Origin of the sequence: Bacillus cereus group sp. MS39 (assembly GCF_040448665.1) — a bacterium.
Classification (GTDB): domain Bacteria; phylum Bacillota; class Bacilli; order Bacillales; family Bacillaceae_G; genus Bacillus_A; species Bacillus_A wiedmannii.
Genome location: NZ_CP123058.1, coordinates 3094954 through 3115470, shown reverse-complemented (window position 1 = coordinate 3115470; position 20517 = coordinate 3094954). Strand labels below are relative to the sequence as shown.

Sequence of the window (20517 nt, the reverse complement as noted above, 5' to 3'; positions counted from 1 at the left end):
AATAGGGGGAATTTAGAATGGCTTGGGTTGTGAATAAACAGTCAACACAAGAGGAGCTTGCGAATCGCTTCCGAGCTTTAGTAGAAGCAAATGAAATTTTGCAAATTCCAGGTGCTCATGATGCAATGGCTGCTCTTGTTGCGAAAAATACAGGTTTTTCAGCTTTATATTTATCGGGAGCTGCTTACACTGCAAGTAAAGGGCTACCAGATTTAGGAATCGTGACGTCTACTGAAGTAGCAGAGAGAGCAAGAGATCTAGTAAGAGCTACAGATTTACCGGTTCTTGTTGATATTGATACAGGATTTGGCGGTGTATTAAACGTAGCGAGAACAGCAGTAGAAATGGTGGAAGCGAAAGTAGCAGCTGTTCAAATTGAAGATCAACAATTACCGAAGAAATGTGGACATTTAAATGGTAAGAAACTCGTTACTACAGAAGAGTTAGTTCAAAAGATTAAAGCGATTAAAGAAGTTGCACCAAGCTTATATATTGTGGCACGTACAGATGCTCGCGGTGTAGAAGGCTTAGATGAAGCAATCGAAAGAGCGAACGCTTATGTAAAAGCAGGTGCAGATGCAATATTCCCTGAAGCGCTTCAATCAGAAGAAGAGTTCCGTCTATTTAATAGTAAAGTAAATGCGCCTTTACTTGCGAATATGACTGAGTTCGGGAAAACGCCGTATTATAGTGCAGAGGAATTTGCAAATATGGGCTTCCAAATGGTTATTTATCCTGTAACTTCACTTCGTGTTGCAGCGAAAGCATATGAGAATGTGTTTACTTTAATTAAGGAAACAGGTTCTCAAAAAGCTGCACTTTCAAGTATGCAAACGAGAAGTGAGTTATATGAAACAATTTCATATCATGACTTTGAAGAACTAGATACTGGAATTGCAAAAACAGTATTATCAGAGGATCAATAGATAAAACAACTAAGGCGATGAGAATACATCTTTGGCAAAACGAACTGCTTGATGTGACAATTCATCGCCTTCTGTTTTCAAAAATAAGAAATTCCACTCATCGTAGACGAGCATACGTAGTAGCAAGTAAGGCCGAAATGATAGGGGGATTCAGATGGAGAAAACAAAGTTACCGTGGGATGAATTTTTTTCACTTAATAAAGATGTGAATTATACTTTCTTTACGCCAGAAGATTTTTCAGGAGATGAAGATTTAATCGCAAAAACGACAGAACAATTCGTTAAACAAGAAATTGTTCCACAAATGGAGAATATAGAACAACATAACTATAAAATTTCTCGTCAATTATTTGAGAAAGCTGGAGAACTTGGATTATTAAGTATCGAAGTCCCAGAAGAGTACGGCGGATTTGAGTTAGGAAAGGCAGTTTCAGGGCTTGTAGCAGAAAAAATGGGATACGCTGGTGCATTTAGTGTTTCCTTTAATATACACGCTGGTGTAGGTACATTGCCTTACATATATTACGGAACGAAAGAACAAAAAGAAAAATATTTGCCGAAAATTGCGTCTGGAGAATGGATTGGGGCCTATGCTTTAACTGAGCCAAATGCTGGTTCTGATGCTTTAAGTGCAAAAACAAGTGCAGTATTAAATGAAGATGGTACTGCTTGGAAGTTAAATGGTGAGAAGCAGTGGATTACAAATGCTCATATGGCAGATGTATACGTTGTTTTTGCGAAGACAAATAAAGGAATGACAGCGTTTATTGTCGAAAGAACATGTGAAGGTGTATCCATTGGATTAGAAGAAAAGAAAATGGGGATTAAAGGTTCTTCAACGGCTACCCTAATTTTAGAAGATGTTGTCATCCCTGCTCAAAATGTTTTAGGGGAAGTTGGAAAAGGGCATCACGTAGCTCTTAATATTCTTAACTTCGCTAGACTAAAGCTGGCTTTTGGAAATATTGGAACAGCAAAACAAGCAATTGGTTTGTCGGTTCAATATGGAAAAGAGCGAAAACAGTTCCAAACGGAATTAGTAGATTTTACGATGATTCAAGAGAAAATTGCAAATATGATCATTGCTACATATGGAGCAGAAAGTGCAGCCTACCGTACAGCAGGTGTCATTGATGAAGCAATTCATGAGAGTGATGAAGATCTTATGAAGAAAATGTCTCAATTTGCAATTGAATGTGCACTTAATAAAGTAAATGCTTCTGAAACACTTGGTCATATCGTAGATGAAGCTGTACAAATTCATGGTGGTTACGGTTATATGCAAGAGTACGAGGTAGAACGATTATATCGTGATGCTAGAATTAGTCGTATTTTTGAAGGAACGAACGAAATTAATAGATTAACAGTTGCTAAAATGTTAATGAAGCAAATGGAACAAATTGAAGATACTGTAGTAGAAGTTGATGTAGCAAATGTTGAAAGAAACCATCGTTACATTTTATTATCGAAAAAATTGTTGAAACAATCTTTGAAAACGCTCTCTAAAACTTCAGGGTTAAAAATTGACCAAGAACAAGAATATTCACGTGTATTATCAAATATGTTAACGGACGTGTACGTCATGGAATCAGCATTTTTACGTACGAGGAAAGCAATTAGTAAAAATGGTGAAGAGAAAGAGCGTACGAAACAAATGATAACTGACGTTATTTGTGAAGAAGGCTATCGTAAAGTAGAAGAAGCAGCGATTTCTATACTTTCAGCGGCTGTCACAGAAGAACAAGATAGACACGTAATTTTAGCTGAAATTCGTCAATTATTAGTGCCTTTATACACGAACGTGTTTACGAAAAAGAGAGAAATTGCGAAAGCTATTATAAATCGCGGAAAGTATATTGTGTAAATAGGAGGAAAGCGATATGAAAAAGATTGGCTTTATCGGTTTAGGTAACATGGGTCTTCCAATGTCTAAAAATTTAGTTAAATCAAGTTACACAGTATACGGTGTGGATTTAAATAAAGAGGCCGAAGCTTCCTTTGAAAATGAAGGAGGAATTATTGGCTTATCAATCTCGAAACTAGCAGAAACATGCGATGTGATTTTTACAAGTTTACCTTCACCTCGCGCTGTTGAAGCGGTGTATTTTGGGGAAGAAGGATTATTTGAAAATAGCCACTCGAATGTAGTTTTAATTGATACCAGTACTGTATCTCCACAATTAAACAAACAGTTAGAGGAAGCTGCAAAGGAAAAGAAAGTAGACTTTTTAGCAGCGCCTGTTAGTGGTGGGGTAATTGGAGCTGAAAACCGTACATTAACGTTTATGGTTGGTGGATCGAAAGAAGTGTATGAGAAAACGGAATCTATCATGGGCGTACTAGGCGCGAATGTTTTCCATGTTAGTGAGCAGATTGATAGTGGCACAACAGTTAAATTAATTAATAACCTATTAATTGGTTTTTATACAGCTGGTGTGAGTGAAGCTTTAACATTAGCGAAAAAGAATAATATGGATTTAGATAAAATGTTTGATATTTTAAATGTAAGTTACGGTCAAAGTAGAATTTATGAGCGTAATTATAAAAGTTTCATTGCAACTGAAAACTACGATCCAGGCTTTACTGTGAATTTATTAAAGAAAGATTTAGGATTTGCAGTAGATTTAGCGAAAGAAAGCGAACTTCACTTACCAGTAAGCGAAATGCTATTAAACGTATATGAAGAAGCAAGTGAGGCAGGGTATGGTGAAAACGATATGGCTGCTTTATATAAGAAAGTTAGTGAACAGTTAATTTCTAATCAAAAATAATAGACTTATGTACATCATAAAAAAGGAGAGAATATAATGATTACAACTGAAATTAAACGAGTAAAAAATCATATTAATGGTGAGTGGGTAGAATCTACTGGTACAGAAGTAGAAGCAGTTCCAAATCCGGCGACTGGAAAAATTATCGCTTACGTTCCGCTATCTCCGAAAGAAGATGTTGAAAAAGCTGTTGAAGCGGCAAAAGTAGCATACGAAACATGGTCTAAAGTACCAGTTCCGAATCGTTCAAGACAATTATATAAATATTTACAGCTTTTACAAGAAAACAAAGAAGAGCTTGCTAAAATCATTACGCTAGAAAATGGTAAAACATTAACGGATGCAACTGGTGAGGTGCAGCGCGGGATTGAAGCGGTAGAACTTGCAACATCAGCACCAAATTTAATGATGGGACAAGCTCTTCCGAATATTGCTAGCGGCATTGATGGATCGATTTGGCGCTATCCAATTGGAGTTGTTGCTGGTATTACACCGTTTAACTTCCCAATGATGATTCCATTATGGATGTTCCCACTTGCAATTGCTTGCGGTAATACGTTCGTATTAAAAACATCTGAAAGAACGCCACTTTTAGCAGAGCGACTTGTAGAGTTATTCTATGAAGCTGGTTTTCCAAAAGGGGTATTAAATTTAGTACAAGGCGGAAAAGATGTTGTAAATAGCATTTTAGAAAGTAAAGATATTCAAGCTGTTTCGTTCGTTGGCTCTGAGCCGGTAGCTCGTTACGTGTATGAAACAGGTACGAAACACGGAAAACGTGTACAAGCGTTAGCTGGTGCAAAAAATCATGCGATTGTAATGCCAGATTGCAACCTTGAGAAAACAGTGCAAGGTGTAATTGGATCTGCATTCGCAAGTAGTGGAGAGCGCTGCATGGCATGTTCAGTAGTAGCAGTAGTTGATGAAATCGCTGATGAATTCATCGACGTACTAGTAGCAGAGACGAAGAAGTTAAAAGTAGGTGACGGTTTCCACGAAGATAATTATGTTGGACCATTAATTCGTGAATCTCATAAAGAGCGCGTATTAGGCTATATTAATAGCGGTGTAGCAGATGGAGCAACTTTATTAGTAGATGGCCGTAAAGTTAAGGAAGAAGTTGGAGAAGGTTACTTTGTAGGTGCGACAATCTTTGATGGTGTAAATCAAGAAATGAAAATTTGGCAAGATGAAATTTTTGCTCCAGTATTAAGCATTGTACGAGTTAAAGATTTAGAAGAAGGTATTAAATTAACAAATCAATCTAAATTTGCAAATGGCGCGGTTATTTATACGTCAAATGGTAAACATGCACAAACGTTCCGTGATAATATCGATGCTGGTATGATCGGTGTAAACGTAAACGTTCCAGCACCAATGGCATTCTTCGCATTTGCAGGAAATAAAGCTTCCTTCTTTGGTGATTTAGGTACAAATGGTACAGATGGCGTTCAATTCTATACACGTAAAAAAGTTGTAACTGAGCGCTGGTTTTAATATAGAGTGAACAGCCAAATCAGTTGTTAAATGAAAACCACCACTATTAATAGTGGTGGTTTTCGTCTTGTTAATTATTTTTTTCAAAAGCTAGTTTAATACCAAAACCAATTAAGACGATTCCTGTTAAGCCTTGAATATAACGTTGCGTCCTCGGTTTTTTCATAAAAGCACTAATTTTATCAATTAAAAATATATAAAAAGCGAACCAAATAACTGTTAAAACGAGGTAAGTAAGACCCATTACGAGAAGTTGGATAAACGTATTATGATTTGGATTTAAAAATTGCGGTAAAAAGGTTAAAAAGAAGACTGCAACTTTAGGGTTTAATAAATTCGTAAGAAACCCTTGGCGAAAGCAAGAAGTGTGTTCATTTTCATTATTTAAAGATATATCGTTCGTATCAAAGCCTTCTTTGTTTCTTACCGCTAAAAGGGCTTTAATGCCAATATAAATTAAATATAGAGCTCCAACGTACTTGAAAATAGAAAATAAAAGCGCTGACTTTACAATAATTGCGGAAAGTCCGATTACTGCTGCTAAAGTATGAATTAAAAGTGCAATACATGTACCGAACACTGTTTTCACTCCACCGACCTTACCGGCAACCAATGTATTTTTCGTCGCCATTGCAGTATCAGGACCGGGTAAAATAATAAGACAAATAGACATAATGATGAAAAGAAAATAATTTTCAATCATAGTCGCTCCTCCTTTTTTATTTTTAGAATATTTGATTAAAAATAGTGTAGCACACATTTTAATTTAATAAAATTAAATTTTATTAAAAATTATTAAATGAGAAAGAGGCTATATAGTAGTTGAATTCCACTACTATATAGCCTCAATTTTATCCCGCATGACCGGACGATCGGTGAGGGCTAATAATAAGCGGGTAATGAACCCCCACTTATTAATGTTTCACCTTATTATGCATTAAGTAAGTTAAAGAATCGATTTACATCTTCTTCTGAAACATCACTTAACTGCTTATATTTATAATTCGGATTTTGATCTTTATCAACGACAACAGAACGTACTCCTTCGAAGAAATCCGCATGTCTCATGAAATTTTTAGCAAGTACAAGGTCGGTAGCAAAACATTCTTCAACGGACTTATCTTTTCCATCAATAAACTGTTTTAATGTTACTTTTAACGAAATAGGAGATTTTGATAATAGCGTTTCTTTCGTTTTTAAAGCAAAGGAACTTTGATCTTTCTCCAATGAATGGATGATCTCTTCAATTGTATCGAATGCAAAATGTGAATTCATTTCTTCTAATGAAGGAGCAAGTTCGCTTTCTAAGTTTGGAGCAGTTGCAAATGTACGAATGACTTCTTTTAAATTAGTATGTACATCATCTTCTTTATGCCAATTTACACTTTCAAGTTCAGTAAGGAAAATTGGTAATGAATCAGATGTCATAAAGTAATCAGCAGCGTTTATAAATAATACGTCAGCAGCTTTTAAAACAGATGCTGTTAAAGCAACATAGCGGCCAGCAAACCCTGGAGTTTTATTTAAGAAATAAGCAGCACCGACATCTGGGAAGAAGCCGATATTCATCTCTGGCATTGCCCATTTCGTACGCTCAGTTACAATTCGATATTTCGCACCATTTGTAAGACCGACACCACCGCCCATTACAATTCCATCTAAACAAGCGATGATCGGTTTTTTATATTGATAAATATATGTATCAATTTCATACTCTTCTTCAAAAAAACGTTCCGCATGCTGCAATGCAGTTTCGTTTGAACGCGCTTCATAAAGAGTTTTAATGTCGCCGCCTGCACAAAAACCTTTTGTGCCAGCTCCTTTTAATACGATAAGCGCAATTCGCTCATCATTTTCCCACTCTTTCAGTTTTTGCCCAATTGGTTGCAACATGTCATAAGATAAAGAATTAAGCGCTTTTGGGCGGTTTAAAGTAATTGATGCAACGCCGTTTTCACTAACAGAAAATAAAACGTGTTCAGTCATAATTCATCCTCCCTTACATATCTTCTTATTCTTAATTCTTGATACGTATTGAAATGTCCTTTATAAATTTTGTCTAAACTTGACGGTACGTGTTAATTTGTATATCGCATATTTTGACGAGATATATTTGCAGGATTTCTGAGGTTGAAAATGAATATTACAACATTACTGTAATTGTAATTATTTGAAATTATCATGATAAACACGCTATTATATATGTGTAAATTGTATATAATGACTTCAAAAAGAGTATTTGAAGCGATTATGATGAAAGAAAAATTGCTTTTCATTAGAAATAGAGAAAGGAGAAATCGGAATGCCAGTACCTTTACTATTGTCGGTGATTATTTTGTCTTCTTTAATGATAGGGATAACGCAGTATTTTCATCATACAGATACGACAGAGGAAGTGAAGGATAAAGTACGACTTGTATTTCCGATTTTTATCATATCTATTTCTTTTTGCATTTTATTAAATAAGGATGGGTACATTATCGCAGTATTTTCATTTTTTGTAGCGATCGTTTTCATTACAGTTTTATATTATGTAATGAAAGACTTTATACAAAAATAAAGATGTCACATTAGACATTTTTATTTTTAAAATAAATAAAATTTCACATACCGTATTATATGTAAAAATAAAAAACATATAGTAGTAGAAAAGTGTGTACTTTGCCGTGTATTTACTTGTCAATCTTGCATAGCCAATATACTATTAATAATGTAGAGATTAGAAAAAGGGGTTGTATCTGTCATGAAATTTGAGATGCACACAAAAATTATTTCAAATGAAAAAGAAGTAAGATTACATATAGAAGAAAACATATTTCAATTAACATTGGATGGTTATCACTTATTTACAGTTCAAGAAATATTGCCTTTATATAAATCAAATGAAGAAAGAATTGGTAGTGCAATGATACAAAAGTTAGAGTGGGAAAACGGAAAAACTACAATAAACTATCAACTCGTATCACTAAAATCAGTAAATTAAAAGGAGCAGGAAACTATGAAGTTATTTCATACAGCGGATTGGCATTTAGGAAAGCTCGTTCATGGCGTGTATATGACTGAAGATCAAAAGATTGTATTAGATCAGTTTGTACAAGCTGTTGAAGAAGAAAAACCAGATGCGGTAATTATTGCAGGGGATTTATATGACCGAGCAATTCCACCTACGGAAGCAGTAGACTTATTAAATGATGTTTTACAAAAAATAGTGATTGATTTACAAACACCAGTTATTGCGGTTGCAGGAAACCATGATAGTCCAGATCGTATTCATTTTGGAAGTAGTTTAATGAAGAAACAAGGATTATTTATTGTGGGACAATTTCAATTTCCATATGAGCCAATTATATTAAATGATGAATATGGCGAGGTTCACTTCCATCTCATTCCATATGCAGATCCAAGCATAGTTAGACATGTTTTGAAAAACGAAGATGTACGTTCTCATGATGATGCGATGCGTATTTTTATGAATGAGCTTTCTGAAACGATGGATAAAGAAGCTAGACACGTATTTGTTGGTCATGCATTTGTAACTTCTGCGGGAGAAGCGGAGGAGAATACAAGTGATGCAGAACGACCACTTTCAATTGGTGGTGCTGAATACGTAAATAGTCATTATTTTGATAAGTTTCATTACACAGCGCTTGGACATTTACATCAAGCGCATTTCGTACGTAATGAGACCATTCGATATTCTGGTTCGCCACTTGCGTATTCTATTTCTGAAGAAAAACATAAAAAAGGTTATTATATTGTGGAACTGAACGAAACAGGTGAAGCAACAATTGAAAAAAGGTTACTTGCACCACGCCGTAAAATGCGAACAGTAGAAGCAAAAATAGATGAATTATTACAACATCCAGTAAGTGAAGATTACGTGTTTGTAAAATTATTAGATGAAAATCCTGTCTTGCAGCCAATGGAAAAAATACGCTCTGTATATCCAAATGCAATGCATGTTGAAAGATCTATTCAAAGACGAGAGTTCACAGAGTCAAATGAAGTAACTGTTTCAAGACATAAAACGGATGATTTATCTCTTTTAAAGGCTTTTTATAAAGAAATGAAAGGCTTAGATTTATCAGAAGAGAAAGAACGTCTATTTGTAGAAGTACTACAAACAGTGCAAGAACGGGAAGGTGAACGAGGATGAGACCGATTCAGCTAATTATGACAGCATTTGGGCCATATAAACAGAAAGAAGTAATCGATTTTAACGATCTTGGAGATCATCGTATTTTCGCCATTTCTGGGAATACAGGAGCTGGAAAGACGACGATTTTTGATGCGATTTGTTATGTGTTATATGGTGAGGCAAGCGGAGAAGAACGTAGTGATACGAGCATGCTTCGCAGTCAATTTGCTGATGATAATATGTATACAAGTGTAGAACTAACCTTTCAATTAAAAGGGAAACGTTATGAAATAAAACGACAACTGGGACATAAAAAACAAGGGAACAAGACGATTACGGGACATGCAGTAGAATTATATGAAGTAATTGATGAAGAGAAGGTTCCAGCTGTTGATCGTTTCCATGTAACGGATGTAAATAAAAAAGTGGAAGATTTAATCGGTTTAAGTAAACATCAATTTAGCCAAATTGTTATGTTACCGCAAGGGGAATTCCGAAAACTATTAACATCTGAGACTGAAAACAAAGAAGAAATTTTGCGTCGTATTTTTAAAACAGATCGTTATAAGTTAATGCGAGAGTTACTTGATCAAAAACGAAAACAATGGAAAGACGTCTTACAAGAAAAACAAAAAGAGCGAGAGCTACATTTTCGTAATGTTTTTAAATTACCGATCCGAGATGGAGCATTATTAGAGACATTAGTGGAACAAGAGCATGTAAATACGCATCAAGTAGTAGAAGCATTAGAACAAGAAACAGCTGTGTATAAGGCAGAAGTTGAGCAATTACAAGTAGAACAAGATGTTCAAACGAAGCAATTAAAGGATGCTGAAACACGTTTTCACGCAGCGAAGTCTGTAAATGAGAAGTTTATAGATTTACAACAAAAGAATGAGAAATATAACACTTTACAAGAAAACCGTACAGTTATTGAAGTGAAAGAAAAATCTTTTAAACGTGGGGAACAAGCGAAGCGCTTATTACCATTTGAACAATGGCACGAAGAAGCGATGCAAAATGAGCAGAAAGCTGAAAGTTTGTTAAAACAAATTATCGCCAAAAAAGAAAATATAATGAGTAATTTTGAACTTGCTCAGGGGAAATATGAAGCAGTAAAGAATAAAGAACCTGAGAGAGAAGATGCAAAAAAACTTGTTCAAAGATTAGAAGAGTTACAATCGATTATTGCATCGTTAGCTGAGAAACAGTTGAATTTACAAAATGCAGAAATTCAAATAGGAAAATTAAAAGAAAGTATGCAAAACTTAGATCGACAATTAGAAGAGCATACAAATCAAAAACAGTTAATGTCTAGTGAATTACAACAACTAGAACAAGCACTTGAGCAATATGTAGCTAAAGTAGAAGAACTAACGAATATGCGAGAAGATGCAAAAGTTTTAAAGCAAGCATATGATGTTTGGCAAGAAAAGCAAAAATTCGAGAAAGAAAAAGAAGCGGCATATAATAAGATGCAATTGGCAGTTAACGCATATGAAAATATGGAACGTCGCTGGTTAAGTGAACAAGCTGGTATATTAGCTCTTCATCTACATGATGGCGAATCTTGTCCAGTATGTGGTAGTACGAACCATCCGAAAAAAGCTACAGAGCAAAGTGATGTAATCGATGAAAAAGAGTTAAATGATTTAAGAGAAAAGAAAAATGTTGCTGAAAAATTACATGTTCAACTAGAGGAGAAATGGAATTTCTATCACCTACAATATGAACAGGTAATAGAAGAGGTTAAGAAGCGAGGCTATCGCTCAGAGGAATTAGTTGAAACATACAGTGCACTTGTTCAAAAAGGAAAACAATTAGCAATTGAAGTAAATACGTTAAAAGCAAGCGAAGAAACGCGTAAGCAAACAGCTGTGAATATAAAAAGTGTAGAAGGAAAAGTAGATGCACTTCAGAAACAAAAGCGTGAGGTAGAAACAGAGCAGCACCGAACAGAAATGGAGTGTATGCAGCTTCGTACGTCATATGAACATGATAAGAAGAATATTCCTGAAAGCTTACAAACAGTACAGGCTTGGAAAGTTCAGTTTGACCAAGCTATGCATGAACTCAAATTAATGGAAGACGAATGGAGGAAAGTGCAGGAAGCGTATCAACATTGGCAAAATGAAAATATACGTATTCAAGCAGAACAAGAAGGTGCTTCAAATCAATTTGAAGGTGCAAAATTGAAGAAAGAAGAGACTTTCGCGCGCTTTATGAAAGAGCTTGAACAGAGCGGATTTACAGCTCAAATTACGTATAAAGAGGCCAAATTAAGTGATACCGAGATGGATATGTTACAAAAAGAAATTCAAAGCTATTATTCATCTCTTGAAGTACTTGCAAAACAAATTGAAGAGTTACATGCTGAATTAAAAGATAAAGAGTATATGGATATTACAGCGTTAGGTGAACATATAAAAGATTTAGAAATAAATCTTGATATCATTAAAGAAAAGCGTCAACGTGCGCAAAATGCGGTAACATATATTTTTGATTTACATGAAAATATTAGACGTATTGATGAGCAAATTCATGAGGAAGAAAAAGCTTTCCAAGAACTTGTTGATTTATATGAAGTAATGAAAGGTGATAACGAAAGCCGTATATCATTTGAACGCTACATCTTAATTGAGTATTTAGAACAAATTGTTCAAATTGCAAACGAACGATTACGTAAATTATCAAATGGACAATTTTATTTAAAACGAAGTGAACGAGTTGAAAAGAGAAATCGTCAAAGTGGATTAGGATTAGATGTATACGACGCATACACTGGCCAAACACGTGATGTAAAAACACTATCTGGCGGCGAGAAATTTAATGCATCGCTTTGCTTAGCGCTCGGAATGGCAGACGTCATTCAAGCATATGAAGGCGGTATTTCCATCGAAACGATGTTTATCGACGAAGGATTCGGTTCATTAGATGAGGAGTCATTAACAAAAGCAGTTGACGCCTTAATCGACTTACAAAAGTCAGGCCGATTTATCGGTGTCATTTCACACGTTCAAGAGCTGAAAAACGCAATGCCAGCTGTATTAGAAGTAACGAAGCAGAAGGATGGGTGTAGTCAGACTCGGTTTGTGGTGAAGTAAGTTCAATTGTAATTCATACTTAAAGCATTGTTTGCGAGTTTCTAGTATAAAAATTATGATAAAACAAATGCCGCCTCTTTATAGAGGTGGCATTTGTTTGTTATTCAGAATTAGACAATGCACCTACGAGTTATCTGGAGAAGGCGGAGTATTTTCCAAACGATTATAAGCTTTAAAAGCCGAAATTGCCGATATAACACCACCTACTAAAAATAAAGCTGATCCACTGACTAATATGATACGACTGACATATGTTTCACGAGCTTCTTCAACTTCTTCTTGTAACATTGTTGGCATTTGAAATCCCCCTAAACAACATTTATTTTGTAGATAGTATATACAAACGCCTAAAATATGTTAAAATCACTGGATAGTGTTAGGAGGGAGTATATAGTTAGATGTGAATTGTTTGAAAAATCTTCATTATAAATATATGCTAACTTCACATAGAGCACATATTAACATTGTATTATGTATATGTACCAAATAAATAAAGTGAATTGTATTTCGTTCTGTTTTTAAAAATTTAAAATTCTATTATTTTTATATAAAGGTTTCACATCGGAGTTTTAAATATTTTGGAAATAGATCTAAATAAGAGGAATTCATATAAAAGGGGAATGTCTTATGACAACATATACGAGTGAAATGAGAAAAAGTTTAGTTTCAGAAGAAGATGTAGATATTTTGAAAATTATGGCGCACCCAATCCGATTACAAATTGTAAATGAATTAAGTACGAGAAAAACTTGTAATGTAACACAATTAACAGAATTACTAAATATTCCACAATCGACTGTTTCGCAACATTTATCAAAAATGAAAGGTAAAGTGTTACGAGCTGAGAGAAGAGGTTTAGAAATTTATTATCATATTAATAATTTAAAAGCGAGTAAGATTGTAAGTGTTTTAGGATATATAAACTAATGAATTATTTTCATATAAAATAGCCCCTGCTGGTGAGCAGGGGCTATTTTTTGTTGTTTTATGTATTCGTATTTAAAATTTTATAGTTTTTATGATTTACAATCGTTCGATCAAATTCAAAAGTACCACCGCTTACATTTGTAATTTCAACTAAGACCGATTCAGTATAAAGTTTTAATACAGATCCTGTAATCTTTAAATTATTTCGTTGAAAAAGTATAGTATCCCCTACGTTTGCTTTCATAGTACCTCCTCATTAAAGACAGAAATATTTTTTATTATATATATTAAACCACGTATAGATATATTAGTGAATATTTAGTTTTATTTATCAATAAAATATTTTTTATTTTATAAAAAATAAAGTGCACTATAGTGTAAAAATAGTTTTTTTGTTGTATAGGAAAATCGAATTTTTGTAATCTAGCCATCATATAACTTGAGACATAATTTTTATAAAAGAAGATGATAAAACAGCTGTAAGTCGTATGGATGCAAAACATAATAATAACTATTTACGTATTTAATAATTCGTTTTTTGTATTTCGTCCTTCGTTTTCTGTAACTGATTCCATATTTTTGACGCTCTATCTTGTAAGTGCTTACATAAACAGAAAGATCTTATACAATGAAGGTGTTAAATCAAATGAGGTGGCCAATATGAACATAAAAAAAGAAAATTTAGCGAATAGCATTAAAATAGAAAGAGGAGGCGGAATGATATGAAAAAATCAAAAGTTAATCCATGGCTTGTTGTCCTTGGCACAGTCATAGTACAAATGGGACTTGGGACGATATATACATGGAGTTTATTCAATCAGCCTTTAGTTAGTAAATATGGTTGGAGTCTTAACGCAGTTGCTATAACTTTCTCAATTACTAGTCTTTCCTTAGCGTTTTCGACTTTATTTGCGAGTAAATTGCAAGAAAAATGGGGACTTCGTAAACTTATTATGATAGCTGGACTAGCATTAGGACTAGGATTAATACTTAGTTCACAAGCTTCCTCATTAATATTGCTTTATGTACTAGCAGGGGTTGTTGTAGGTTATGCAGATGGTACAGCATATATCACTTCACTATCCAATTTAATAAAGTGGTTTCCAAAGCGTAAAGGTTTAATTGCTGGTATTTCTGTCTCTGCATATGGTTCAGGTAGCTTAATCTTTAAATATGTTAACGCACAGTTAATTGAATCAGTTGGTGTATCACAAGCGTTTATATACTGGGGTTTAATTGTTACAGCTATGATTGTAATTGGCGCTTGTTTAATCCATCAAGCTGCAGATCAAGGAGCAGTTCATGAAACAAAAACTCAGGAATATACAACGAAAGAAATGTTAGGCACAAAACAAGTATACTTATTATTTATTATGTTATTTACATCATGTATGAGTGGCTTATACTTAATTGGTATGGTAAAAGACATTGGTGTTCAACTTGTAGGGCTTAGCGCAGCGACAGCAGCTAATGCGGTGGCTATGGTTGCAATCTTCAATACATTAGGTCGTATTATTTTAGGACCGTTATCAGATAAAATCGGCCGTTTAAAAATCGTTACTGGTACATTTGTTGTTATGGCAGCTTCAGTCTTGGTTTTAAGTTTCGTAGATTTAAATTATGGTATCTACTTCGTATGTGTAGCAAGCGTAGCGTTTTGCTTTGGTGGAAATATCACTATTTTCCCAGCTATCGTTGGTGATTTCTACGGTATGAAAAACCATAGTAAGAACTACGGAATTGTGTATCAAGGATTTGGATTTGGAGCACTTGCAGGTTCCTTTATCGGTGCACTTCTAGGTGGATTCAAACCAACCTTCATGGTGATCGGTGTATTATGTGTCGTATCATTTGTTATCGCAATTTTAATTCAAGCACCTAAGCAGAAAAAAGAACAAGAAGAAGAGTATCGCAGCGTAGCATAAGTATATAAATCTTCTATCACACTATAAATACGAAAAAGCATCCTATTAAATAGGGTGCTTTTTTTATGAATGATTGCAAGGAGGTTATATAATCTTTGGGATTTTCGAGACAAAAAAGCGAGTGAAATACCCAATTGGATTATATTGGAATATTGAAAAATGATACATTATATCCGAAATACGTATTAAATCTTAAAATATAAACAAGACATACATCAATAATTGCAAGATATATTTTCTCGGTATTTTCAGAAAAATGTTGAGAAAATATATACTTGAGTTTTTGATAAGGCTTTGTAAATGAAGGTATCTACAGTTAGTCTTCTACAAGTTTAAAAAGAGGAGTATGAATTAAATGTGTAATGTAAGTACTTATTAATGCTTTTAGATGTAATTGTATTGAGAATCACTAAGATATTTTATCTGAAAAATAAAAATAGGTTGACAAGTTTATTGAGAAAGATTATCATTTCGATGTAAGAATGTTAAATGAAAAACATTATCAATGAATAATATTTTGATGAAAAGTACACTTGACCAATTAGTTTAGTAAGTGTATTATTTTTAACATCATCATTGATAATGAAAATCGTTATCAATGATGATGTTAAACTGGATTAATTTTTATATGAAAGGATAGAGGAAATGAACATAGGGGAATTTGATGGGAAAACGGTTTTAGTAACTGGTGCAGCGCAAGGTATAGGTAGTGTTGTAGCAAACATGTTTTTAGAAAGAGGAGCTACAGTTATTGGGGCTGATCAAACTGAAGAGGGGTTAAACGTACTCTTAAATCAAAATGAATTAAATGAAACACGTGTGAAAACGTTTCGTTTAGATGTGAGTGATAGTGCCGCTGTTGAAGAAGTAGTAGAACGGATTGAAAATGATATAGCACCGATAGATATATTAGTAAATGTTGCAGGGGTTTTACGTATGGGAGCGATTCACTCTTTAAGTGATGAAGATTGGAATAAAACATTCTCTGTAAATTCTACAGGAGTTTTCTATATGTGCCGAGCAGTAAGTAAATATATGATGCAAAGAAAGTCAGGGGCAATTGTTACAGTTGGCTCAAATGCGGCAAATACTCCGAGAATGGAGATGGCTGCGTATGTTGCATCAAAAGCTGCAACGACGATGTTTATGAAGTGCTTAGGATTAGAACTTGCAGCATATAACATTCGCTGTAACTTAGTTTCTCCAGGTTCTACTGAAACTGAAATGCAAAGATTATTATGGGCTGATGAGAATGGAGCTGAAAATATAATTGCTGGTTCTCAAAATACATATAGACTCGGTATTCCGTTACAAAAAATTGCACAACCTTCAGAAATTGCTGAAGCAGTATTGTTTTTAGCCTCTGATAAAGCGAGTCATATTACAATGCACAATTTATGTGTCGATGGCGGAGCTACATTAGGAGTTTAATAAAAAATTCAGGAGGTTTTAATACTATGAATGAACTTATAGCCGTAAAGGAACTGTCGGAAAAATTATTAGAAGATTATAAAACTGAATCTTCGTTCTTTTTTGCTTCACCAACTCGAACGATATTGGCAGAAGGAGAGTTTACTACAGTAAAACATCATGAAATTGAAAGTTTTCCAGAACTAGTAAAGGCAGTATTAAGCAATGCAAAACAAGCTGGAAATCCGAACCCTATCGTTGTTGGTGCTTTGCCTTTTGATCGTAGAAAAGAAGTTCAACTTATCGTACCAGAACATAGTAGAATTACTGAGCGTTTACAGTTAGAGACAACAAATGAGATAAAACGAAATGAGAAACTGGCATTTGAAATGACGCCTGTACCAGATCCTGAAGTTTATATGAATGGTATAAAGCAAGGAATTGAAAAAATACAAGACGGAGATTTAAAGAAAATCGTTCTATCCAGATCGTTAGATGTTAAAACTTCCGAAAAGATTAATAAGCAAAAACTTCTTCGAGAATTAGCAGAGCATAATAAGCATGGTTATACATTTGCTGTGAATTTACCAAAAGATGAAAACGAGAATAATAAGACATTAATTGGAGCAAGTCCTGAATTACTCGTTTCACGAAATGGTATGCAAGTTATTTCTAATCCATTAGCTGGTTCAAGACCGCGTAGTGATGATCCAGTAGAAGATAAAAGAAGAGCAGAGGAATTACTTTCTTCTCCCAAAGATTTACATGAACATGCGGTAGTAGTTGAAGCTGTTGCTGCTGCGCTTCGTCCATACTGTCATACATTACATGTTCCGGAAAAACCATCCGTTATTCATAGTGAAGCGATGTGGCATTTGTCTACTGAAGTGAAAGGTGAACTAAAGGATCCGAATACTACTTCTTTGGAATTAGCAATTGCTCTTCATCCTACGCCAGCAGTTTGCGGAACGCCGATGGAAGAAGCGAGAGAGGCGATTCAAAAAATTGAGCCATTTGACCGTGAATTCTTTACAGGAATGCTAGGATGGAGCGATTTAAATGGAGATGGTGAATGGATTGTTACAATTCGCTGTGCTGAAGTGCAAGAAAATACACTTCGTTTATATGCAGGAGCAGGAGTTGTTGCTGAGTCAAAACCAGAAGATGAGTTAGCAGAAACATCAGCTAAGTTCCAAACAATGCTGAAGGCTTTAGGATTAAGAGATAATTCGCTGAATGAAAAATAGGGGGAAGAAATAATGTTATCAGGTTTCACGGAATGGCCAGAAGAATTTGCAAATCGTTATCGAGAAGAAGGATGTTGGCTTGGAGAAACATTTGGTTCGTTGTTAAGAGAACGTGCTGAAAAGTATGGAGATGAAATTGCAGTTGTAAGTGGTAATATGCATATGACGTATAGTGAGCTTGATAAAAAAGTAGATCGCTTAGCTTCAGGTTTACTGAATTTAGGAATAAAGCAAGAGGATCGAGTTGTAATACAGTTACCCAACATTATCGAGTTTTTCGAAATATGCTTTGCGCTATTTCGAATTGGAGCACTTCCTATTTTTGCACTACCTTCACATCGAAGCAGTGAAATTAGTTATTTTTGTGAGTTTGGTGAGGCGAGTGCTTACGTTATTTCAGATAAGGCTCTCGGCTTTGATTATCGAAAACTAGCAAGAGAAGTAAAAGTGAAAGTGCCAACTTTACAACATGTAATTGTAGTGGGAGAAGAAGAAGAATTTGTGAACATAAGTGATCTGTATATAGATCCCGTTCCATTACCAGAAGTTCAGCCAAGTGATGTTGCGTTTCTCCAATTGTCTGGAGGGACAACAGGGCTTTCTAAATTAATTCCTAGAACACATGATGACTATATTTATAGTTTACGTGTTAGCGCTGAAATTTGTAATTTGAATACGGATAGCGTCTATATGGCAGTTCTTCCAGTAGCGCACAATTACCCGATGAGTTCTCCAGGGACATTTGGAACTTTCTATACGGGTGGAAAAGTAGTGTTAGCAACTGGTGGTAGCCCAGATGAGGCATTTGCTCTTATAGAAAAAGAAAAAGTTACGATTACTGCTCTAGTTCCACCATTAGCAATGATTTGGCTTGATGCAGCTTCTTCTCGTAATAACGATTTATCGAGCTTAGAAGTGATTCAAGTAGGTGGTGCTAAGTTTAGCGCTGAGGTTGCAAAGCGTATACACCCTACATTTGGATGTACGTTACAGCAAGTGTTCGGTATGGCAGAAGGGTTAGTAAATTACACAAGATTAAATGATCCTGAAGAAATCATCATTCATACACAAGGGAGACCGATGTCTACATTCGATGAAGTAAGGGTCGTTGATGAAAATGATAACGATGTAAAACCTGGTGAAGTAGGTAGTTTGTTAACAAGAGGGCCATATACAATTCGTGGCTATTATAAAGTAGAAGAGCATAATGCACGATCATTTACAAAGGATGGATTTTATCGCACAGGTGATCTTGTAAAAGTAAATGAACAAGGTTACATCATTGTAGAAGGTAGGGATAAAGATCAAATTAACCGTGGTGGTGAGAAAGTTGCTGCGGAAGAAGTTGAAAATCATCTATTAGCACACGATGCAGTACATGATGTAGCCATTGTATCAATGCCTGATGATTATTTAGGAGAACGTACTTGCGCATTTGTAATAGCTCGTGGACAAGCTCCGACAGTAAGTGAATTAAAAATGTTTTTAAGAGAACGGGGTATAGCGGCTTATAAGATTCCAGATCGAATTGAATTTATTGATTCATTCCCGCAAACAGGTGTTGGAAAGGTAAGCAAAAAAGAGTTACGTAAAGTCATTGCGGAAAAACTTATTAAGGTAAAACGATAATAAATATAAAAATTGGAAGGAAGTGATTAGATGGCTATCCCATCTATTTCAGTATACAAAATGCCAGTTGAATCAGAACTACCAAAAAATAAAGTGAACTGGAAACCAGATCCGAAACGTGCGGTTCTTCTAATCCATGACATGCAAGAATATTTTCTTGATGCATATAGCGATAAAGAATCACCAAAAGTAGAACTTATTTCAAATATTAAGGTGATAAGAGAAAAATGTAAGGAACTTGGTATACCAGTTGTTTATACAGCACAACCAGGTGGACAAACGTTAGAACAACGAGGGTTATTACAAGATTTCTGGGGGGACGGTATTCCTGCTGGACCAGATAAAAAGAAAATTGTCGGTGAACTTACTCCTGATGAGGATGATATATTCTTAACAAAATGGAGATATAGTGCATTTAAAAAGACAAATCTATTAGAAATTTTAAATGAACAGGGAAGAGATCAACTTATTATTTGCGGTATTTATGCGCATATCGGCTGCCTTTTAACAGCTTGCGAAGCATTTATGGATGGTATAGAGCCATTTTTTGTAGCAGATGCAGTTGCTGATTTTTCATTAGACCATCATAAACAAGCATTGGAGTATGCATCTAATAGATGTGCAGTAACGACATCAACAAACTTACTGTTAAAAGATTTACAAAGTGTAAAAAGTGATGAGAGTGAAGGAATCACTTTACAGGAAGTGCATGAACTAGTTGCACAACTACTTCGTGAGCCAGTAGAGAGTATTGATATTGATGAGGACTTACTAAATAGAGGACTTGATTCGGTCAGAATTATGAGTTTAGTAGAGAAGTGGCGTCGCGAAGGGAAAGAAATAACTTTTGCAGATTTAGCAGAACGTCCAACTGTTTCCGATTGGTACAGTTTACTATCTTCACAGACAGCACAGGTGCTGTAACAAATAGACTACATAATAA

Annotated in this window: 18 protein-coding genes; 14 read left to right on the top strand and 4 right to left on the bottom strand. The window is 34.8% G+C overall.

The annotated features are described in order from the left end of the window. The first annotated feature begins 17 nt into the window (after positions 1-17). The 4 genes from prpB (at position 18) to QEP67_RS16275 (ending at position 5194) form a co-directional block, all read left to right on the top strand. Complete coding sequence (prpB, locus tag QEP67_RS16290) at positions 18-926, top strand: methylisocitrate lyase (RefSeq protein ID WP_000312649.1); 909 nt, start codon at positions 18-20, stop codon at positions 924-926. Between the two features lie 154 nt (positions 927-1080). Then, on the top strand, positions 1081-2790 hold the full coding sequence (locus QEP67_RS16285) for an acyl-CoA dehydrogenase family protein (RefSeq protein ID WP_048566463.1): 1710 nt from the start codon (positions 1081-1083) through the stop codon (positions 2788-2790). A 16-nt stretch (positions 2791-2806) separates the two neighbouring features. Then, positions 2807-3697 (top strand): NAD(P)-dependent oxidoreductase, encoded by an 891-nt coding sequence (locus QEP67_RS16280; RefSeq protein WP_000719430.1) that lies wholly within the window; start codon positions 2807-2809, stop codon positions 3695-3697. A 36-nt stretch (positions 3698-3733) separates the two neighbouring features. Further along, on the top strand, positions 3734-5194 hold the full coding sequence (locus tag QEP67_RS16275) for a CoA-acylating methylmalonate-semialdehyde dehydrogenase (RefSeq protein ID WP_000633366.1): 1461 nt from the start codon (positions 3734-3736) through the stop codon (positions 5192-5194). A 70-nt stretch (positions 5195-5264) separates the two neighbouring features. On the opposite strand, the gene QEP67_RS16270 is transcribed toward QEP67_RS16275, so the two are convergent. Next, positions 5265-5897 carry a LysE family translocator gene (locus QEP67_RS16270; RefSeq protein ID WP_000572322.1) on the bottom strand — a complete coding sequence of 211 codons (633 nt, stop codon included), beginning with the start codon at positions 5895-5897 and terminating at the stop codon, positions 5265-5267. Between the two features lie 227 nt (positions 5898-6124). Then, positions 6125-7180, bottom strand: a complete 1056-nt coding sequence (locus QEP67_RS16265) for an enoyl-CoA hydratase/isomerase family protein (protein ID WP_000134919.1) — start codon at positions 7178-7180, stop codon at positions 6125-6127. Positions 7181-7496: 316 nt separating this feature from the next. On the opposite strand from QEP67_RS16265, the gene QEP67_RS16260 reads away from it, so the two are divergent. The 4 genes from QEP67_RS16260 to QEP67_RS16245 all read left to right on the top strand — a co-directional run bounded on the left by QEP67_RS16260 (position 7497) and on the right by QEP67_RS16245 (position 12436). Then, positions 7497-7754: a hypothetical protein gene (locus QEP67_RS16260; protein WP_001145039.1), complete on the top strand. Its 258-nt coding sequence runs from the start codon at positions 7497-7499 to the stop codon at positions 7752-7754. Positions 7755-7937: 183 nt separating this feature from the next. After that, the gene (locus QEP67_RS16255) at positions 7938-8177 is read left to right on the top strand and encodes a DUF2584 family protein (protein WP_000667351.1); all 240 of its coding nucleotides are present in this window, start codon (positions 7938-7940) and stop codon (positions 8175-8177) included. Positions 8178-8192: 15 nt separating this feature from the next. Next, positions 8193-9350 carry an exonuclease SbcCD subunit D gene (locus QEP67_RS16250; RefSeq protein WP_000765140.1) on the top strand — a complete coding sequence of 386 codons (1158 nt, stop codon included), beginning with the start codon at positions 8193-8195 and terminating at the stop codon, positions 9348-9350. Next, positions 9347-12436, top strand: coding sequence for an SMC family ATPase (locus tag QEP67_RS16245; RefSeq protein WP_001247469.1), 3090 nt, complete (start codon positions 9347-9349; stop codon positions 12434-12436). Before QEP67_RS16250 ends, QEP67_RS16245 begins: the two co-directional genes overlap by 4 nt. Before the next feature lie 123 nt (positions 12437-12559). Here the strand turns inward: QEP67_RS16245 and QEP67_RS16240 are convergent, their stop codons facing one another. After that, positions 12560-12733, bottom strand: coding sequence for a hypothetical protein (locus QEP67_RS16240; RefSeq protein ID WP_001142749.1), 174 nt, complete (start codon positions 12731-12733; stop codon positions 12560-12562). Between the two features lie 330 nt (positions 12734-13063). Here QEP67_RS16240 and QEP67_RS16235 point away from each other — a divergent pair, with 330 nt between their 5' ends. After that, positions 13064-13363: a metalloregulator ArsR/SmtB family transcription factor gene (locus QEP67_RS16235; RefSeq protein ID WP_000214798.1), complete on the top strand. Its 300-nt coding sequence runs from the start codon at positions 13064-13066 to the stop codon at positions 13361-13363. A gap of 58 nt (positions 13364-13421) precedes the next feature. On the opposite strand, the gene QEP67_RS16230 is transcribed toward QEP67_RS16235, so the two are convergent. Further along, a complete protein-coding gene (locus tag QEP67_RS16230) occupies positions 13422-13607 on the bottom strand; it encodes a YkvS family protein (RefSeq protein WP_000646791.1) in 186 nt (61 codons plus the stop codon). A 478-nt stretch (positions 13608-14085) separates the two neighbouring features. Here QEP67_RS16230 and QEP67_RS16225 point away from each other — a divergent pair, with 478 nt between their 5' ends. From QEP67_RS16225 to QEP67_RS16205, 5 genes are all read left to right on the top strand, one after another. After that, on the top strand, positions 14086-15288 hold the full coding sequence (locus tag QEP67_RS16225; RefSeq protein WP_000748914.1) for an OFA family MFS transporter: 1203 nt from the start codon (positions 14086-14088) through the stop codon (positions 15286-15288). 645 nt (positions 15289-15933) lie between these two features. Then, positions 15934-16719, top strand: a complete 786-nt coding sequence (gene dhbA, locus QEP67_RS16220) for a 2,3-dihydro-2,3-dihydroxybenzoate dehydrogenase (protein ID WP_001020440.1) — start codon at positions 15934-15936, stop codon at positions 16717-16719. Between the two features lie 26 nt (positions 16720-16745). Further along, positions 16746-17945, top strand: a complete 1200-nt coding sequence (gene dhbC, locus QEP67_RS16215; RefSeq protein WP_001003904.1) for an isochorismate synthase DhbC — start codon at positions 16746-16748, stop codon at positions 17943-17945. Between the two features lie 12 nt (positions 17946-17957). Further along, on the top strand, positions 17958-19574 hold the full coding sequence (locus QEP67_RS16210; RefSeq protein ID WP_000948425.1) for a (2,3-dihydroxybenzoyl)adenylate synthase: 1617 nt from the start codon (positions 17958-17960) through the stop codon (positions 19572-19574). A 30-nt stretch (positions 19575-19604) separates the two neighbouring features. Next, the gene (locus tag QEP67_RS16205) at positions 19605-20498 is read left to right on the top strand and encodes an isochorismatase family protein (protein ID WP_001007289.1); all 894 of its coding nucleotides are present in this window, start codon (positions 19605-19607) and stop codon (positions 20496-20498) included. Positions 20499-20517 lie beyond the last annotated feature (19 nt).

Bases quoted from the DNA above. Each gene is read 5' to 3' on its own strand.
- prpB (WP_000312649.1), top strand. From the start codon at position 18: ATGGCTTGGGTTGTGAATAAACAGTCAACACAAGAGGAGCTTGCGAAT.
- QEP67_RS16285 (WP_048566463.1), top strand. From the start codon at position 1,081: ATGGAGAAAACAAAGTTACCGTGGGATGAATTTTTTTCACTTAATAAA.
- QEP67_RS16280 (WP_000719430.1), top strand. From the start codon at position 2,807: ATGAAAAAGATTGGCTTTATCGGTTTAGGTAACATGGGTCTTCCAATG.
- QEP67_RS16275 (WP_000633366.1), top strand. From the start codon at position 3,734: ATGATTACAACTGAAATTAAACGAGTAAAAAATCATATTAATGGTGAG.
- QEP67_RS16270 (WP_000572322.1), bottom strand. From the start codon at position 5,897: ATGATTGAAAATTATTTTCTTTTCATCATTATGTCTATTTGTCTTATT.
- QEP67_RS16265 (WP_000134919.1), bottom strand. From the start codon at position 7,180: ATGACTGAACACGTTTTATTTTCTGTTAGTGAAAACGGCGTTGCATCA.
- QEP67_RS16260 (WP_001145039.1), top strand. From the start codon at position 7,497: ATGCCAGTACCTTTACTATTGTCGGTGATTATTTTGTCTTCTTTAATG.
- QEP67_RS16255 (WP_000667351.1), top strand. From the start codon at position 7,938: ATGAAATTTGAGATGCACACAAAAATTATTTCAAATGAAAAAGAAGTA.
- QEP67_RS16250 (WP_000765140.1), top strand. From the start codon at position 8,193: ATGAAGTTATTTCATACAGCGGATTGGCATTTAGGAAAGCTCGTTCAT.
- QEP67_RS16245 (WP_001247469.1), top strand. From the start codon at position 9,347: ATGAGACCGATTCAGCTAATTATGACAGCATTTGGGCCATATAAACAG.
- QEP67_RS16240 (WP_001142749.1), bottom strand. From the start codon at position 12,733: ATGCCAACAATGTTACAAGAAGAAGTTGAAGAAGCTCGTGAAACATAT.
- QEP67_RS16235 (WP_000214798.1), top strand. From the start codon at position 13,064: ATGACAACATATACGAGTGAAATGAGAAAAAGTTTAGTTTCAGAAGAA.
- QEP67_RS16230 (WP_000646791.1), bottom strand. From the start codon at position 13,607: ATGAAAGCAAACGTAGGGGATACTATACTTTTTCAACGAAATAATTTA.
- QEP67_RS16225 (WP_000748914.1), top strand. From the start codon at position 14,086: ATGAAAAAATCAAAAGTTAATCCATGGCTTGTTGTCCTTGGCACAGTC.
- dhbA (WP_001020440.1), top strand. From the start codon at position 15,934: ATGAACATAGGGGAATTTGATGGGAAAACGGTTTTAGTAACTGGTGCA.
- dhbC (WP_001003904.1), top strand. From the start codon at position 16,746: ATGAATGAACTTATAGCCGTAAAGGAACTGTCGGAAAAATTATTAGAA.
- QEP67_RS16210 (WP_000948425.1), top strand. From the start codon at position 17,958: ATGTTATCAGGTTTCACGGAATGGCCAGAAGAATTTGCAAATCGTTAT.
- QEP67_RS16205 (WP_001007289.1), top strand. From the start codon at position 19,605: ATGGCTATCCCATCTATTTCAGTATACAAAATGCCAGTTGAATCAGAA.